The sequence below is a fragment of the Mycobacterium sp. 2-64 genome (assembly GCF_035918375.1).
In the GTDB taxonomy this organism is placed as follows: Bacteria; Actinomycetota; Actinomycetes; order Mycobacteriales; family Mycobacteriaceae; genus Mycobacterium; species Mycobacterium intracellulare.
Window position 1 is genome coordinate 1,881,366 of record NZ_CP142361.1, and the last position, 15,928, is coordinate 1,897,293.

A 15,928-nucleotide genomic window follows, 5' to 3' on the forward strand; every position below is an offset into this window, starting at 1 on the left:
CCTCACCCCGCTGCGCGGGCTGCATCGTCGTAGGGCTAGCCCGATTGCCCTACTCCTCCTCACCCCGCTGCGCGGGCTGCATCGTCGGCTAACCCAAGTCGGGTGCGGAGAAGGTGTCGCACTGCTTCGGATCACCGGTCTGATAGCCGACGGTGAACCAATGCTGGCGCTGCTCGGCCGAGCCGTGGGTCCAGCTTTCGCGGTTGACGCGCCCGGTCGCCTGTTTCTGGATGCGGTCGTCGCCGACCGATGCGGCGGCCGATAGCGCGTCGCGAATGTCCTCGTCGGTCAACGGATTCAGGAACGGCGTGCCGTCCTTCTGGTTGACCGTCGCTGCGTAGTGCGCCCAGATGCCGGCGTAGCAGTCGGCCTGCAGCTCGGTGCGCACGCCGTTGCCGCCGGCGCCCTTGGCCCCCTGCTGGGCGCGGCCCAGGTCGCCCTGCAGCTGCTGCACGTGATGACCGTATTCGTGGGCGACGACGTATTCCTGCGCGAAAGCGCCGTTGCTGGAATGCAGCTGCTTGACGAGCACATCCTGAAAGAAGCTGGTGTCGAAGTACGCCGTCTGGTCGGCCGGGCAGTAGAACGGCCCGACGTCGGTGGTGGCCGGTCCGCAACCGGTGCTCACCTGGTCGCTGAACAGGCGCACATGGGGGCGGGTGTAACCCGGCATCAGCTGATGCCACACCGCGTCCACCGAATTGCCGGTGGCGACCACGCGGCATTGCACGTACTTGTTGGCGTCGGCGCCGGTCTTGCACTGGCTCAGGTCGAAACCGGGCGCGGAATAGCCGCCGGTGTTGGTCTGCGGCTGGTTCATCACGCGACCGGGGTCGACGCCCAGAAACAGCGCCCCGAGCAGGATGATCAGCCCGAGGCCGCCGCCCCCGACGGCCATCCCCATCCCGCCACCGCCGGACGACGATGCTGCGCTGGTGTCGATCTGCATGCCCTCGTTGAAGGTCATGACACGCTCCTAAGGTTGCCGGGTCGCAAGGGAGTCGGTGTAGCTACGCAGGTTGCGCAGGTATCGGCGCAGGGCCAGGTTCAGCAGCGGCCCGACCACGACCATCGCCAGCTTCGCCGGGCCGGCCGGCTTCTGGGCCATGGTCCACGTCAGCCGGCAGCCGCCCGGGATGGCCTCGACGCGGTAGTCCTCGGCGAAGGCCGCCACGGACTTGGTCGAGCATTCATTGAAACGAAAAGCCATGTGCGTGAAGGGTTCCCACGCGAGGAATTCCTCGTTGCCGACGATGCCGCCGCGCATCTCCACGACGCGGGTGGTGCCGACGCCGCGGGGCTCGGGGCTGGTCCAGGTCACCTTCGTGATCACCTTCGCCCAGCGCGGCCAGGATGCCGCGTCGGAGAGCACCTCGAACAGCTGCTCGGGGGTGATGGCCAGGTCGACGCTGTTGCGGAACGCAAATGGCGCCGATTCGATGAAGTTCACGTCGACGCGCTCGCAGGGGAACATGAAATTAATCTAGCCGGGCCCGTCGCTCGCCGCGGCCAACAACGGCACCACGACGTCGCTGATCGGTGTGGCCAGGCCGTGGGCCCGGGCTTTGCGGATGATCACGCCGTTGCGGACGTCCCATTCCATCGGCCGGTGGTTTTCCGCGTCCGTCAGGATCGACGTGCCCATGTCCTCTGGGGCGTTGCGGAACAGGTCGGTCAGCTCGTCGGCGATGCCGTCGGGAAGCCGGGCGCCCTCGGCCCGCGCGACGGCCAGGCATTCGGCGAGGTAGCGGCGCGACAGCGCGGCCACGTCGTCGCGGCGAAACATCCCCGACCGCCGGCGCGACAGCGCCATGAACCCGGCCAGCGCGTTGGTGAGTAGCTTGCGCCAGCCCGCGGTGATGATGTCGGGGTCGCAGTCCACCCGGCAGCCGGCGCCGCGCAGCAGTTCGGCGACCGTCTCCGCCGAGGGCCCGCTGGGCAGCACCAGGGCCGCCTCGCCGCGCAACCGCACCCAGCCGTCGGGCTGGGTTTCCGCGGAATACCAGACGATGCCGGGGATGACGGGGGATCGCGGGCAGTGCGGCTGCACCTGCTCGACCTGCTCCACACCGTTTTGCAGCACGACGACGATGGTGTGGACGTCGCAGAGCCGGGCCAGCCAGCCAGCCGCCTGGTCGTTCTGGGTGGCCTTGACGGCCAGCAGCACCACGTCGACCGGGCCGGAAACCTCGCCGGGATCGGTGTGCACCGGGCCGGGGACGACGATCGGGTCGGCGCCGTCGGGCCGCAGTTCGATGCTCTCGCGCGGGGTGCGGCCGCACACTACGACCGAATGTCCGGCCCGCGACAGCAGCGCGGCAACCGTCGTACCGACGGCGCCCGGACCGACGAGTGCGATGTTTGTGGCGATACGAGCGAAACTACACCGCCCCTTAGACTGATCTGTCGTCCAACGTAAAGGGGAGTGTTTTTGTGCTGCGCAGCCACGCCGCCGGGTCGCTGAGGAGTAGCGACGCCGGGCAGCAGGTGACGCTAGCGGGCTGGGTGGCCCGCCGCCGCGACCACGGCGGCGTCATCTTCATCGACCTGCGCGACGCCTCCGGGATCACCCAGGTGGTGTTCCGCGCCGAAGACGTGCTGGCCCAGGCGCACCGGCTGCGCGTCGAGTTCTGCGTCGCCGTCTCCGGCGTGGTCGAGATCCGCCCGGAGGGCAACGCCAACCCCGAGATCGCGACCGGTGAGATCGAGGTCAACGCGACCGCGCTGACCGTGCTGGGGGAGAGCGCGCCGCTGCCCTTCCAGCTCGACGAGCCCGCCGGCGAGGAACTGCGGCTGAAGTACCGCTACCTCGATCTGCGGCGCGACGGTCCGGCGGAGGCAATTCGGTTGCGCTCCAAGGTGAATGCGGCCGCGCGTGCGGTGCTGGCGCAGCACGATTTCGTCGAGATCGAAACGCCGACGATCACCCGCTCGACCCCCGAGGGCGCGCGCGACTTTTTGGTGCCGGCCCGGCTGCACCCCGGCTCGTTCTACGCCCTGCCGCAGAGCCCCCAGCTGTTCAAGCAGCTGCTGATGGTGGCCGGGATGGAGCGCTACTACCAGATCGCCCGCTGCTACCGCGACGAGGACTTCCGCGCCGACCGCCAGCCGGAGTTCACCCAGCTCGACATGGAGATGAGCTTCGTGGACGCCGAGGACATCCTCGCCATCTCCGAGGAGATCCTCTCGGCGCTGTGGGCGCTGATCGGGTACCAGATCCCGACGCCCATCCCGCGGATCAGCTACGCCGAGGCGATGCGCCGGTTCGGCTCCGACAAGCCCGACATGCGATTCGGACTCGAGCTCGTCGACTGCACAGAGTTCTTCAAAGACACCACATTTCGCGTCTTCCAGGCACCCTACGTCGGTGCGGTGGTGATGCCGGGCGGCGCGTCGCAGCCCCGCCGGACGCTGGACGGCTGGCAGGAATGGGCCAAGCAGCGCGGCCACCGCGGGCTGGCCTACGTGCTGATCGCCGACGACGGCACGCTGGGCGGCCCGGTCGCCAAGAACCTGTCCGACGCCGAGCGCGGCGGCCTGGCCGCGCACGTGGGGGCCGAGCCGGGGGACTGTGTCTTCTTCTCGGCGGGCCCGCCGAAGCCGTCGCGGGCCCTGCTGGGGGCGGCGCGCGGTGAGATCGCGCACCGGCTGGGCATGATCGATCCGGACGCCTGGGCGTTCGTCTGGGTGGTCGACCCGCCGCTGTTCGAACCCGCCGACGACGCGACCGCGGCAGGCGACGTGGCCGTCGGCTCCGGGGCGTGGACCGCCGTGCATCACGCGTTCACCTCGCCGAAGCCCGGGCATGAGGACGCGATCGACACCGATCCGGGCAACGTGCTCGCCGACGCCTACGACATCGTCTGCAACGGCAACGAGATCGGCGGCGGCTCGATCCGTATCCACCGCCGCGACATCCAGGAGCGGGTGTTCGCGGTGATGGGACTGGACCACGCCGAGGCCGAGGAGAAGTTCGGATTCCTGTTGGAGGCGTTCACCTTTGGCGCGCCCCCGCACGGCGGGATCGCGTTCGGCTGGGACCGGATCAACGCCCTGCTGTCGGGGGTCGACTCCATCCGCGAGGTGATCGCGTTCCCGAAGACCGGCGGCGGCGTCGACCCGCTCACCGATGCGCCGGCGCCGATCACCGCCCAGCAGCGCAAGGAGTCCGGAATAGACGCCAAGCCCGAAAAGGTTGACCGGGCATGACCGAACACCTGCCGGACACCGACACTATTAATGCCTTCAACCGGGCCATCGTCGACGAATTCCGCGCCAACGGCGGCAAGGTCGGCGGCCAGTTCGAGGGCGCCAACCTGCTGCTGCTGCACACGACCGGCGCCAAGTCCGGCCAGCCCCGGGTGTCCCCCCTGGCGTACTTCGACATCGACGGCAAGCTCATCGTCATCGGCTCCTTCGCCGGGGCCCCGGTCAGCCCGGCCTGGGTGCACAATCTGCGGGCCAACCCGAGCGCCCGCGTCGAGGTCGGAACGGACGCGTTCGACGTGACCGCGCGCGAGCTGCCGACCGACGAGCGCGACGATCTCTTCGACAAGGTCACCGCCGCGGCGCCCGGGTTCGCCGAGTACCAGGCCAAGACCAGCAGGGTGATTCCGCTGTTCGAGTTAATCCGGACCTAGCCGGTGGGCGCTTCGCGGCCGGCGGTGCCCTCGAGGGTCCTCGCCGCCGCGCGCGCGGGCGGCAAGCGGTTGCGCGCGGTCTGGTTCAACCTGGTGCAGACGTCGGCGGCCGCGGGCGTGTCCTGGTACCTGACCCACGATGTCCTCGGTCACCCGCAACCGTTCTTCGCGCCGATCGCCGCCGCGGTGTCGTTGTCGACCAGCAACGTGCTCCGCGCACAGCGCGCCATCCAGATGATGATCGGGGTGACCCTCGGCATCGGGCTGGGCTCGGCGGTTCAGGGCCTGCTCGGGCCCGGCGCGGTGCCCATCGCGATCGCCGCGTTCATCGCGCTCGGCGCCGCGGTGTTCATCGGGGGCGGCTTCATCGGGCACGGGATGATGTTCGCGAACCAGACCATCGTGTCGGCGATCCTGGTGCTGGCCCTCTACCACGGCGGCGTCGGGCTGGAACGCATATTCGACGCGCTGATCGGCGGCGCGGTGGCCATCGTCTTCGCCGTGCTGCTGTTTCCCGCCGACCCGCTGGCACTGCTGCGCGGCGCGCGCGTCGGCGTGCTGGCGGTGCTGCACGACGTCTTGGCGCGCGCCGCCGACGTCGCCGCCGGGCGCAAAGCCGCCGCGCCCGACTGGCCGCTGACGGCCGTCGACCGGGTGCACGAACAGCTCAGCGGCCTGCTCGAGGCGCGCACCACCGCCCGCCACGTCGTCGCCATCGCCCCGCGCCGATGGGGCCTGCGCGACGCCGTGCACGCCGCCGATCACCAGGCCGTGCACGTGGCCCTGCTGGCCGGCTCGGTGCTGCAGCTGGCCCGCGCCGTCGCCCCCGCCCCCGACGTCGGCCCCGAGCCCCCGGCCCCGCACGTGCACACGGTGCTGGTCGTGCTCGCCGCCGCGACCGCACTCGCCGACCGCGACGCCGCCGGCGCCTGCGCATACACGGCGTCGGCCCGCCATCACGCGTCGCAGTTGCCGTCGGGCGCCGGCGCGAAAACCCAGGCGATCCTCGCCGACGCCGTCGGCGCCTGCATCGACGACCTGCAACGGGTCATCGACCTCCGGCCCGTGTGAGCCTCACCGCGAGTCGGCCAAGAACTCCTGCACCAACTTCCGCGGCGCCTGCGTCAGCCACGCCTCGGTGATCAGCTCCTGGAGGTCGCGCACCGAGATCTCGGCCAGGTTGACCAGCACGGCGGGGTAGCCGTCGAAATGCGGAGTGGTGAAGTAGGTTTGCGGCTCGTCGTCGATCAGCGCGAACTTGACTCCCTCGTCGGACACCCGAACGCCGAGGATGTCGCCGCGCGGCGGCTCCGGGCCGTTGCGGGCCAGGGCCTCGCGTTCCGAGGGCCGCAGCGGCCGCTCCCAGGCCAGCAATTTCTTGCCGACCCGCCAGTCGTGCGGCGACGGCTCGGAGGTGAGGGCCAGCTCGCCGACGATGCGGGCGACCTCGTCCCAGGTGGCCACTCCTCGATTGTGCTCCCGTTTCCGGCCCGTTGCCGTCATATCGGCAAACCGCCGCCGCCGGCAGTCCGTAGCGGCCCGGTGTGTGATGTGATCAGCCTGTGTCTGAAGCAGACGCCGGGTCCGCCCGCCGGCATCGAGTCACCCACCGCACCGAATACCGCTACTCCGACGTCGTGACCAGCTCGTACGGCCGCGGGTTTTTGACCCCGCGCGACTCGCTGCGGCAACGCCGCGTCGCCCATCGGCTGATCATCGAGCCCGCCCCCGCCGACAGCTCCACCAGCACGGACACCTACGGGAACATCAGCTCCTACTTCCACGTGACCGAGCCGCACAGCGTCTTGAAGGTGGTCAGCGATTCGGTCGTCGACGTCTATCCGCCGGCGCCGGGCCTGTACGCCGCCGGGGCGGCCGTGCAGCCGTGGGAGGACGCCCGGCCGGCGGGACGGATCGGGGCGCTGGCCGCCGAGTTCACCCTGGACCTGGATCCGCCCGAGATCACCGACGAGGTCCGCGAGTACGCGGCGCCCAGCTTCACGCCCGGACGCCCGCTGATCGAGGTGCTGCGGGATCTGGCGTCCCGGATCTTCACCGACTTCACCTACCGGTCGGGGTCGACGACGATTTCGACCGGCGTCGCCGAGGTTCTGGCGGCCCGGGAGGGGGTATGTCAAGACTTTGCCAGGCTGGCGATCGCCTGCCTGCGCGCCAACGGTTTGGCGGCCAGTTACGTGTCCGGCTACCTGGCCACCGACCCGCCGCCCGGAAAGGATCGGATGATCGGCATCGACGCCACGCACGCCTGGGCCGCGGTGTGGACTCCGCAGGACCCCGGCCAATTCGAGTGGCTGGGGCTCGATCCCACCAACGACCAGATGATCGACGAGCGCTACATCGTGGTGGGCCGCGGCCGCGACTACGCGGATGTCCCGCCGCTGCGCGGCATCATCTACACCGACTCCGAGCACAGCGTGATCGACGTCGCCGTCGACGTGGTGCCCTATTCAGACCCCATCGAAGGCGACTTCTCGCATGCGTGACTTCACCTGCCCCAACTGTGGCCAGCGCCTGACGTTCGAGAACTCGACGTGCCTGAATTGCGGTAGCGCGCTGGGCTTTTCGCTCGAACAGATGGCGTTGCTGGTGATCTCCGACGGCGAGGCCACCGAGCACGCCGGCGTCGTGCCCGCCAGCGAGTACCAGCTGTGCGCGAATCTTCAGGTGGCCGAATGCAATTGGCTGGTGCCGGTCAACACCCCGCGATTGTTGTGCGCGTCGTGCGCGCTGACCGCCGAGCGGCCCAACGACGCCGACGCGGTCGGCCTGGCCGAGTTCGCCCGGGCCGAGGCGGCCAAACGACGGCTGATCGCCGAGCTGCACGAGCTGAAGCTGCCGATCGTCGGGCGGGACAAGGATCCCGACTACGGGCTGGCCTTCCGGCTGCTGTCCAGCGCACACGAAAACGTGATGACCGGGCACCAGAACGGGGTCATCACAATCGATTTGGCCGAGGGTGACGACGTGCACCGCGAGCAGCTGCGGGTCGAGATGGACGAACCGTACCGGACCCTGCTGGGCCACTTCCGCCACGAGATCGGGCATTACTACTACTACCGGTTGATCGCCCCGTACCGCGACCGCCTGGAGCGGTTCAACGAGCTCTTCGGCGACCCCGACGCCGACTACCAGGCGGCGCTCGACCGCCACTACAGCGAGGGCGCGCCCGACGGCTGGCAGGACCACTTCGTGTCGTCCTACGCCACCATGCATGCGAGCGAGGACTGGGCCGAGACGTTCGCCCACTACCTGCACATCCGGGACGCGCTGGACACCTCGGCGTGGTGCGGGCTGGCGGCAGCGTCGGCCACCTTCGACCGCCCCGCGTTGGGGCCCAGCGCATTTCAGACGATCATCGACATGTGGCTGCCGTTGTCGTGGTCACTGAACATGGTGAACCGGTCGATGGGGCACGACGACCTGTACCCGTTCGTGTTGCCGGCCGCGGTGCTGGAGAAGATGAAGTTCATCCACACCGTCGTCGACGAGGCAACGTCGGAGTCCCGGGGACCCGCGTCCGTGGCGGGTTAGCCGATGTGCTTCTCGATGACGGCGGATCTGGTGGTGGGCGCCGCCCTCGTGCCCGTCGCCGTGGCGACCCTGCGCGAGGTGAAGCACTGGCGCGAAGTGCCCTTCGCCCTGCTGCCGACGGTGTTCTCGGTCCATCAGTTCATCGAGGCGGCGGTGTGGCCCAACGACGTCGTCTCCCCGGGGATGAAACACCTGGCGATGCTCGCCTACGTCTTCATCGCGCTGCCGCTGCTTCCCGCGCTGGTTCCGTGGGCGATCCTGGCGCTGGAACCGAGCGGCGCCCGGCTCCGGGTGGCGCCGTTTGCGGTGCTGGGCACCGTCGTGTCGGTCTATCTCGCCGTCGTCGTGCTCACCGACCCGGTCACGGTGACGATGGGTCCCCATGCGCTGCAGTACCAGACCGGCGTTCGGGGCGGCTACGTGTGGGCGGCGCTCTACGTCATCGCCGTCATCGGGCCCGCGGTGATGTCGGGCTATCGCTCCATCGTGGTGTTCGGGATAGCGAACCTGGTGGGGCTGAGCGTGGTTGCCGTCCTCTACGTGCACGCGTTCGCGTCGCTGTGGTGCATCTACGCCGCGACGCTCTCGGTCCTGGCGCTGGTGCACATGGTGCGGCGCCGGCGCCTGCCCGACCCGCACCGCTACCACGGCGTCGCCGCGGAGCGGGAGGCATCGCCGACCGGCTAGGCGGGCATCACCCGGCGCACGTCGGGACCCCAAAGTGGTTGCATCCCACCGGGTAAGGCCAGCTGCGTGGTGGTGATGACGTCGGCCAGGTTGCGCAGCTCGGCGTGGACCGCGCCGAGCAGGTCCGCCAACTCGGCGCGCCGCCCGTCGTCGCCGACCCGTTCCAGCGCCGCGGGATGGGATCGGCGCAGCAGGGTGCCTATCTCGTCCACCAGACGTTCCGGGCGCGACGACCCCGACGAGCCGGGCAGGTCCCCGAGATCGGTGCGCAGCCGGTCCAATTGGTACAGCAGCGATCTCGGGTTCTGCGCGTCGAACAGCATCAGCTCGACCATGGCGGAGACGCTGACCTTGCCCGCGGTGCGGCGCCGGTAGATGACCGAAGACTCGCACGCCACCAGGGTGGATTCGATGACGGTCTGTTCGGCGGCGGCCCCGCGCATCACGGTCAGCGTCGCCCGCAGCAACGCGGTCAGCCACAGGCCGCGTTCGATGCGCTTGCCGATGTCCATCATCGTCCAGCCCACGTCGCGCACCATGGACTCGGCGGCCACCCCCGACAGGGTCAGCATCCCGGCCAGGGTCTGGGCCTGCGCCCGGGTCAGCGCGGCGTCGGCCTCGGCGAGCGAGTCCGGCGGCTCGCTGTCGAGCGCCAGCGCGCGCTCCACCGCGGCCAGCACCATCCACGTGTCGTTGGACATCTGGTCGCGCACCGCGCGGGCGGCCAGCGCCAGGCCTTCCACTGACTGCACCAGGGAGCCGGGGCGGTGCGGGTCGACGGTGAGCGACCACAGCGTCGAGGGGGCGACGGCGATCATCTCGGCGTGGTCGCCGCCGCCGTCGGCCGCGGTGTCGGTTCCGGTGATGCGGCCCAGCGCGGCCATCAGCACCGGCACGCACTCGCTTTCCTCGCTGTGCTGGTGGTGCCGGTACACGTGGAACCTGTCGCGGGCGACGATGAGCAACCGCGCCATGCTTTCGGCGCGCTCGCCGTAGCGGCCGATCCAGAAGAGGTCGGACAACACGCGCGGGGAACTGACGGCCCAGGTGCCCGCGGCCGTCTTCGCCGGCGGTTCCACGCTCGGCGGGCTGACCGCCTCGGCCCGCGCCCGCTCGGTGGGCCGGATCCAGACATCCTTTGCCGCAACGGTTTTCAACGCGTAGGCGGCGTCCCCGGGCGCCAGCACGTAGCCGATGCCGCCGATCATCGGCGCGTAACCGCCCCGCTGGGCGACGGTGAACAAGCGGATGCCGACGCCCGCCGAGGACAACGCTCCGGCGTGATCGGTGGGTGCTGACGAGAACTGCGGCAGCTCCTGGCCGACCCACTGCCACGGCGCCGCCTCGACCTGGGCCGCCAACCGCGCCAGCTGCGGCGACGACAGCGCCGGTCCGACAAGGGTTTTCGCGCCGACCGTCGACCTCACCAGCAGGGACCCCAGGTTCGCCAGCAAGTGCGAACGCTCGGAGGCGATGCCGCCCCAGTAGGCCGGCGGGCTGGGCAGCAGCAGGGTCTCCGACAGCAGGTGCTCGGCCATGGCGGGCAGGAAACGCTGCAGCCCAGGGTTTTCCAGGACCCCGCAGCCCAGCGTGTTGACGACGGTCACCGTGCCGCGGTGTTGTGCCTCCACCAGACCGGCCACCCCGAGGCGCGAATCGGCGCGCAGATCCAGCGGGTCCGTGTAGTCGGCGTCGACCCGGCGCAGTACCACGTCGACGCGCTTCAGGGTGCCCAGCGAGCGCATCCACAACATGCCCTCGCGCACCACCAGGTCCGCGCTCTCGACCAGGGGGAAGCCCAGCAGGGTGGCCAGATAGGCCTGATCGAAAGCGGTTTCGGAGTAGATGCCCGGGGACAGGACCACCACCACCGGGTCCTGGGCATCGTCGGGTGCCGCGTCGATCAGCGCCAGCCGCAGCGCCTGGGCGAACGGCGTGGTCGGCCGCGGCGCGATGCGTTCGTAGAGGTCGGGAACCGCGTGCGCGACCACGCGCCGGTCGGCCAGCGCGTAGCCGGCCCCCGAGGGCGCCTGGGTCCGGTCGCCGTTGACGACGAAGGCGCCGTCGGGACGCCGGCTGACGTCACAGGCGTGCATGAAAAGCTGATGGCGGCCGGGTATCTCGATGCCGTTGGCGGCACGCACGTAGCCGGGGTGGGCGAACAGCAGCTCAGGCGGCAGGACACCGTCGGTGAGCAGGCTGCGCGGCCCGTACAGGTCGGCGAGCACGGCGTCGAGCACCCGGGACCGCTGCAGCAGCCCCGCCTCGAGCACCTCCCAGTCGGCCGCGGACAGCACGAGCGGCAGCGTGTCCAGCTGCCAGGGCCTCGGCTCCTGGCCACGGCCGCCGGGCGCGACGTCGGTGTAGGTGATGCCGTCGTTGTCGATCAGCCCGCGCACCACCGAGCGCAGCCGGTCCAGCCCCGCGCGGCCGCGCTCCGCGATCGCGTCGGCCACCTCGGCCCACGCCGGGCGCACGTTGCCGTCGGGGTCGACGAATTCGTCGTAGCCGCTCGCCGGGCCGCGCCGCAGATCGAAGAGCGCTTGCTGAGCGCGGGCGGCCCGGTAGGCGGCCAGCAACCGGTCCGCGTCGTAGCGGCCGCCGGCCGGGGCCGCACCGGTGCCGAATGTCATGTCCGCAAACGCCATTACTGCTGCACGGTACGCACGCGGCGCAAGCCTCCGATGCCCGGCGCGCCGAATTCGCGCCGAGTGTTACGCCGGCGCCGGACCCGGCGGAGGCCCGGGCTGGTAACCCGCCTGCTGCGGCGCGACCACCTGCCCGCCGGAGAACTTGCGGTAGGCGTAGATCCCGATCAGGGAGGCGACCGGGGCCGCCACCAACAGCCCGACCCCGCACGCGAGCGCGCCCACCACGAACAGCGCCACCTCGACCAGCCACACCAGCAGCGCGTTGCCGAAGTTTGCGGTGACGGTGGAGAAGCTGGAGGTCAGCGCCTTGATGGGCTGCTCCGATCGATCGATGGCGAACGGGATCGTGAACTGGGCGAAAATGCCCAGGATCAGGCCCGGCAAGAAGCACAGCGCCGAGGCGATCGAGGTGAGGATGCCGACCAGCAGCGCGGCCAGGAACACCATGCCGAAGTTGCGCGGCTTGAAGAACGAACCGACGGTCACCGGGCGCCCGTCGGCCAGATCCAGGCAGCCGGACAGGAAGGCGGCTTGGGCGAACGCGCCCACCAGGTAGGCGACGAGGTAGCCGAGGATGAGCAGCGTCATCCCGCCGCCGTTGAGGTTCGCCGTGAAGGTGAAGTAGTCGTCGTCGGAGCCGGTCGTCGTCGTGCCCACGCTTTGGCTCAGGCCGACCAGGGCCGAGGCGACGCCGATCAGGATCCCGTACACCAAGGCCGGAACGATCAGTGCCACAGGGTTTTTGGAGAAGGCGTTCCAGGCCCAGCCGAACGCGTCACCGATGCTGAAGGCCGGCGCGGGTGGGCCGCCGTACCCGGGCGGCGGGGCGCCGTACCCGGGCGGGGGGCCGTAGCCGGGCGGCGGCCCGTAACCCGGGGGAGGCGCGCCATATCCGGGGGGCGGGCCGTAACCCGGGGGCGGCGGGGGAGGCGTGCCGTAACCGGGCGGTGGCGGGTAGCCGGGGGGATCCTGGCCCCCGCCCTGAGGGTCCGGCGGGCCTGGATATTCGGGGGGTTGGCTCATGTCCGTCCTTGCTGTCCTGGGAGGAACGCGCGCTGAACTTGGCAAACCGGAACTTAGCAAAGATGCGGCCGGTGCGCGCGGATCGCCGGGGCCGCAGCGGACGTCCGTCCCTCGTGGTATGCCTGAATCCGTGTCCGACGGTCTGTTTGACCTGCCCGGCGCGCCGCTGCCAGACGATCACGGCTTGGGCGCGTCGAGCGGCTCACCGCTGGCCGTCCGCATGCGCCCGGCGTCGCTGGACGAGGTGGTCGGGCAGGACCACCTGCTGGCGCCCGGCTCGCCCCTGCGCCGCCTCGTCGAGGGCTCCGGCGTGGCGTCGGCCATCCTGTACGGGCCGCCGGGCAGCGGCAAGACCACGCTGGCCGCGCTGATCTCACAGGCGACCGGGCGCCGGTTCGAGGCGCTGTCGGCGTTGTCGGCCGGTGTGAAAGACGTTCGGGCGGTGATAGAAAAGGCCCGAACCGCGCTCCTCCATGGCGAGCAGACGGTGCTGTTCATCGACGAGGTGCACCGGTTCTCCAAGACCCAGCAGGACGCGCTGCTGTCGGCCGTGGAGAACCGGGTGGTGCTGCTGGTGGCGGCGACCACGGAGAACCCGTCCTTCTCGGTGGTGGCGCCGCTGCTGTCCCGCTCGCTGATCCTGCAGTTGCGGGCGCTGAGCGCCGACGACATCCGCACCGTCGTGCAGCGCGCGATCGACGACCCACGCGGCCTGGGCGGGCAGGTCGCGGTCGCGCCCGACGCCGTCGACCTCCTGGTGCGGCTGGCCGCCGGTGACGCCCGCCGCGCGCTGACGGCGCTGGAGGTCGCCGCCGAGGCGGTGCCGCCCGACGGCGAGCTGACCGTCACCGCCATCGAGCAGTCCCTCGACGAAGCCGCCGTGCGTTACGACCGCGACGGCGACCAGCACTACGACGTCATCAGCGCGTTCATCAAGTCGGTGCGCGGCTCGGACGTCGACGCCGCGCTGCACTACCTGGCCCGCATGCTCGTCGCCGGGGAGGACCCTCGGTTCGTCGCGCGCCGGCTGATGATCCTGGCCAGCGAGGACATCGGCATGGCCGACCCGACCGCGCTGCAGGTCGCGGTCGCGGCCGCGCAGACGGTCGCGCTGATCGGCATGCCCGAGGCGCAACTCACCTTGGCGCACTGCACGATTCACCTGGCCACCGCGCCGAAATCCAACGCCGTCACCACCGCGCTGGGCGCGGCGATGGCCGACATCAGGGGCGGCAAGGCCGGCCGCGTGCCGCCCCACCTGCGCGACGGACACTATTCGGGGGCTGAGGCCTTGGGCCATGCGCAGGGCTACAAATACTCCCACGACCAGCCGGATGGTGTTGCGGCGCAACAATACCCACCCGACGAGCTGGTGGGCGTCGACTACTACCGGCCCACCGCCCGAGGCTTCGAGCGCGACATGGCGGGCCGACTGGAGCGGCTGCGCGCGATCATCCGCCGGAAGCGGGGTGACAAGGGATGAAAACCTTCAGCGACGAGGAGATGGGCCAACTGCTGCCCACCGCCAAGCAATACAGCGTCGTCATCCTCAAGCGCGGCCCGAGGTTCGGGGACGAGTCGTCGGCGCAGATCATCTGGGAGCACGGCCGGCGCAACTTCGGACTGCGTGACGACGGCGTGCTCGCGGTGGTGCTGCCGGTCACCGACGAGTCCGACGTCTGCGGCATCGGCGTTTTCGCCGCGACCGTCGACGAGACCGCTGCCATCATGGCCGACGACCCGGGGGTGGCGGCGGGGGTGTTCGTCTACCAGGTGCACGCCTGCCGCGGATTCCCCGGCGACGCGCTGCCCTGACCCGCGTGCGCTCTCAGACCAGCTCGGGCACCCGAAGGTGGGCGATCGCCAGCTCGAATTCCCCGACGTCGATCACCTCGGCCCCCAGTTCGCGCACCCGCCGGCTGCGCAGCTCGGTGGCGCGGTCGCGGTTGCGGGCCATCGCGTCCATCGAGTCGAACGTCGAGCAGGTCACCGCCCGGCGGCAGCTGGGGTGGTCGACCAGCAGGCTGGCGCTGCAGAACCCGTCCAGGTTCTCCATCTCGGGTAGCACCGCCATCCGGTAGAAGTCCAGGGATCTGCTCAGCTGGTCCGGCACCACCTTGAGCCAGGTGGCGCGCACGCACGCGCCCTGGCGGGAGGGGTGGTCGCGGTGCAGCAGGGCGATGTCCCATTCCTCCACCCGCGCGCTGCCGTCGAACATCAGCGCGGCCCGGTCACGGATGGGCGCGACCCGCTCGGCGCTGCCGCGCATGGCCTCCACCGTCTCCCACGAACTGGTGGCGATGCAGGTGCCGGACTGCCGGTCGACCAACAGCGACAACCCCAACCACCCGTCGATCTCCTTGAGGGCGGGCATGACGACGTCACGAACATGCGCAATTCCGATGTCGACCGAAAGGGGTTGCGCCTGGATGGTGGTAGAGCGTGCGTACACGGTCGACCCCTTCTCTGTCGGGGCGGCACCCCGGTGGCGCCACCGGTCCCACCAGTTACCTTCCTCCTGCGGGCAACTCGCCGCAATGCTTTCGGGACGCGGATCGGCGACCGGCCGAATGCCTGGTTCGGCCGGTCCACCACCCCCTCTAGATCAGACCAGCTCGGGCACCCGCAGGTGCGCCAGCGCCAGCTCGAACTCGCATTCATCGAGTTCCTCGGCGCGCGCCTCTTGCATCGAGGAGCTCTTCAGCGCGGTTGCCTGCTCCCTGTTCCGCTCCATCTCGTCGATGCTGTCGAACGTCGCCGAGGACACGCCACGCCCGGAGGCACGGTCGATCAGCAGGCTCGCACTGCAGAACCCGTCGAGGCCCTCGAGCTGGGGCAGGACGGACGACTTGTAGTACTCGATGCCTTGGTCCATGGTCTCCGGCGGCACCATGACCCACGTCGCACGCACGCCCGCACCGTCGGGCGCGTGGTGGTCGCGATGCAGCACCGCGATCTCCCACTGCTCGACGTCCGTCGTGCCCCCGAACATTTCCGCCGCCCGATCGCGGATTCCGGTCACGGCTTCACCGCTGGCGCGCATGGCTTCGTCGCTCTCCCAGGCGCTGGTGGCGATGCACCGGCCGGAGCGACGGTCGACCAAAAGGGATACTCCGATGCAGCCCGGCATGCCTTGCAGCGCGGGCATGACCTCATCGCGAACATGCGCTATCCCGGCGTCGATCGACGAGGGTTGCGCCTGAATTGTGGTAGAGCGTGCGTACACGATCCACCCCCTCTTTGTTCGGGGCAGCGCCCCGGTGGCGCCACCGGTCATGAACCACCTTCCTCCTGCGGGTTACGCGCCGCAATGCCCAAATGTGGTCGCGCTCACAAACGATTGGCTGGTCGCGACGCGCGCGCCGTAGGCTGGTT

Annotated in this window: 16 protein-coding genes; 8 read left to right on the forward strand and 8 right to left on the reverse strand. The window is 70.2% G+C overall.

The window, feature by feature from the left end; translation table 11 throughout:
- Nucleotides 1-88 precede the first annotated feature (88 nt).
- Genes ypfJ through QGN31_RS09290 form a run of 3 tightly spaced genes read right to left on the reverse strand, consistent with a single transcriptional unit; the run spans nucleotide 89 to nucleotide 2,371 of the window.
- On the reverse strand, nucleotides 89-967 hold the full coding sequence (gene ypfJ / locus QGN31_RS09280) for a KPN_02809 family neutral zinc metallopeptidase (RefSeq protein WP_008258283.1): 879 nt from the start codon (nucleotides 965-967) through the stop codon (nucleotides 89-91).
- 9 nt (nucleotides 968-976) lie between these two features.
- Complete coding sequence (locus tag QGN31_RS09285; protein ID WP_008258281.1) at nucleotides 977-1,474, reverse strand: SRPBCC family protein; 498 nt, start codon at nucleotides 1,472-1,474, stop codon at nucleotides 977-979.
- 9 nt (nucleotides 1,475-1,483) lie between these two features.
- Nucleotides 1,484-2,371 carry an oxidoreductase gene (locus QGN31_RS09290; protein ID WP_179300178.1) on the reverse strand — a complete coding sequence of 296 codons (888 nt, stop codon included), beginning with the start codon at nucleotides 2,369-2,371 and terminating at the stop codon, nucleotides 1,484-1,486.
- Nucleotides 2,372-2,433: 62 nt separating this feature from the next.
- Here QGN31_RS09290 and aspS point away from each other — a divergent pair, with 62 nt between their 5' ends.
- Genes aspS through QGN31_RS09305 form a run of 3 tightly spaced genes read left to right on the forward strand, consistent with a single transcriptional unit; the run spans nucleotide 2,434 to nucleotide 5,711 of the window.
- Nucleotides 2,434-4,209: an aspartate--tRNA ligase gene (gene aspS, locus QGN31_RS09295; protein ID WP_014942494.1), complete on the forward strand. Its 1,776-nt coding sequence runs from the start codon at nucleotides 2,434-2,436 to the stop codon at nucleotides 4,207-4,209.
- Entirely contained in the window at nucleotides 4,206-4,640 is a 435-nt protein-coding gene (locus QGN31_RS09300) for a nitroreductase family deazaflavin-dependent oxidoreductase (protein ID WP_014385292.1), read from the forward strand. The genes aspS and QGN31_RS09300 overlap by 4 nt, the downstream gene beginning before the upstream one ends.
- A 3-nt stretch (nucleotides 4,641-4,643) precedes the next feature.
- Nucleotides 4,644-5,711 (forward strand): FUSC family protein, encoded by a 1,068-nt coding sequence (locus QGN31_RS09305; protein ID WP_014942493.1) that lies wholly within the window; start codon nucleotides 4,644-4,646, stop codon nucleotides 5,709-5,711.
- A gap of 3 nt (nucleotides 5,712-5,714) precedes the next feature.
- Here the strand turns inward: QGN31_RS09305 and QGN31_RS09310 are convergent, their stop codons facing one another.
- A complete protein-coding gene (locus QGN31_RS09310) occupies nucleotides 5,715-6,104 on the reverse strand; it encodes an MmcQ/YjbR family DNA-binding protein (protein WP_008258269.1) in 390 nt (129 codons plus the stop codon).
- Nucleotides 6,105-6,202: 98 nt separating this feature from the next.
- Between QGN31_RS09310 and QGN31_RS09315 the strand changes: the two genes are divergently transcribed.
- Genes QGN31_RS09315 through QGN31_RS09325 form a run of 3 tightly spaced genes read left to right on the forward strand, consistent with a single transcriptional unit; the run spans nucleotide 6,203 to nucleotide 8,879 of the window.
- The gene (locus tag QGN31_RS09315) at nucleotides 6,203-7,144 is read left to right on the forward strand and encodes a transglutaminase family protein (RefSeq protein WP_014380505.1); all 942 of its coding nucleotides are present in this window, start codon (nucleotides 6,203-6,205) and stop codon (nucleotides 7,142-7,144) included.
- Nucleotides 7,137-8,192 (forward strand): zinc-binding metallopeptidase family protein, encoded by a 1,056-nt coding sequence (locus QGN31_RS09320; protein ID WP_009955931.1) that lies wholly within the window; start codon nucleotides 7,137-7,139, stop codon nucleotides 8,190-8,192. The genes QGN31_RS09315 and QGN31_RS09320 overlap by 8 nt, the downstream gene beginning before the upstream one ends.
- Nucleotides 8,193-8,207: 15 nt before the next feature.
- On the forward strand, nucleotides 8,208-8,879 hold the full coding sequence (locus QGN31_RS09325; protein WP_008258266.1) for a DUF6629 family protein: 672 nt from the start codon (nucleotides 8,208-8,210) through the stop codon (nucleotides 8,877-8,879).
- Here QGN31_RS09325 and QGN31_RS09330 read toward each other — a convergent pair.
- Nucleotides 8,876-11,527 (reverse strand): circularly permuted type 2 ATP-grasp protein, encoded by a 2,652-nt coding sequence (locus QGN31_RS09330; protein ID WP_014942492.1) that lies wholly within the window; start codon nucleotides 11,525-11,527, stop codon nucleotides 8,876-8,878. The two genes, QGN31_RS09325 and QGN31_RS09330, sit on opposite strands and share 4 nt — an antisense overlap.
- A 66-nt stretch (nucleotides 11,528-11,593) precedes the next feature.
- Nucleotides 11,594-12,553, reverse strand: a complete 960-nt coding sequence (locus QGN31_RS09335; protein WP_014382845.1) for a membrane protein — start codon at nucleotides 12,551-12,553, stop codon at nucleotides 11,594-11,596.
- 118 nt (nucleotides 12,554-12,671) lie between these two features.
- Between QGN31_RS09335 and QGN31_RS09340 the strand changes: the two genes are divergently transcribed.
- The gene (locus QGN31_RS09340; protein WP_043955108.1) at nucleotides 12,672-14,036 is read left to right on the forward strand and encodes a replication-associated recombination protein A; all 1,365 of its coding nucleotides are present in this window, start codon (nucleotides 12,672-12,674) and stop codon (nucleotides 14,034-14,036) included.
- Nucleotides 14,033-14,368, forward strand: a complete 336-nt coding sequence (locus QGN31_RS09345) for a hypothetical protein (protein WP_009955916.1) — start codon at nucleotides 14,033-14,035, stop codon at nucleotides 14,366-14,368. The genes QGN31_RS09340 and QGN31_RS09345 overlap by 4 nt, the downstream gene beginning before the upstream one ends.
- 13 nt (nucleotides 14,369-14,381) lie before the next feature.
- Here QGN31_RS09345 and QGN31_RS09350 read toward each other — a convergent pair whose 3' ends face one another.
- Nucleotides 14,382-15,005 (reverse strand): hypothetical protein, encoded by a 624-nt coding sequence (locus QGN31_RS09350; RefSeq protein WP_008258260.1) that lies wholly within the window; start codon nucleotides 15,003-15,005, stop codon nucleotides 14,382-14,384.
- A gap of 153 nt (nucleotides 15,006-15,158) precedes the next feature.
- Nucleotides 15,159-15,779, reverse strand: a complete 621-nt coding sequence (locus QGN31_RS09355) for a putative quinol monooxygenase (protein ID WP_014385287.1) — start codon at nucleotides 15,777-15,779, stop codon at nucleotides 15,159-15,161.
- Between the last annotated feature and the right edge of the window lie 149 nt (nucleotides 15,780-15,928).

Coding starts and splice junctions, on each gene's coding strand:
- ypfJ (WP_008258283.1), bottom strand. CDS start 967: ATGACCTTCAACGAGGGCATGCAGATCGACACCAGCGCAGCATCGTCG.
- QGN31_RS09330 (WP_014942492.1), bottom strand. CDS start 11,527: ATGGCGTTTGCGGACATGACATTCGGCACCGGTGCGGCCCCGGCCGGC.
- QGN31_RS09300 (WP_014385292.1), top strand. CDS start 4,206: ATGACCGAACACCTGCCGGACACCGACACTATTAATGCCTTCAACCGG.
- QGN31_RS09285 (WP_008258281.1), bottom strand. CDS start 1,474: ATGTTCCCCTGCGAGCGCGTCGACGTGAACTTCATCGAATCGGCGCCA.
- QGN31_RS09345 (WP_009955916.1), top strand. CDS start 14,033: ATGAAAACCTTCAGCGACGAGGAGATGGGCCAACTGCTGCCCACCGCC.
- QGN31_RS09335 (WP_014382845.1), bottom strand. CDS start 12,553: ATGAGCCAACCCCCCGAATATCCAGGCCCGCCGGACCCTCAGGGCGGG.
- QGN31_RS09320 (WP_009955931.1), top strand. CDS start 7,137: ATGCGTGACTTCACCTGCCCCAACTGTGGCCAGCGCCTGACGTTCGAG.
- QGN31_RS09325 (WP_008258266.1), top strand. CDS start 8,208: ATGACGGCGGATCTGGTGGTGGGCGCCGCCCTCGTGCCCGTCGCCGTG.
- QGN31_RS09340 (WP_043955108.1), top strand. CDS start 12,672: ATGCCTGAATCCGTGTCCGACGGTCTGTTTGACCTGCCCGGCGCGCCG.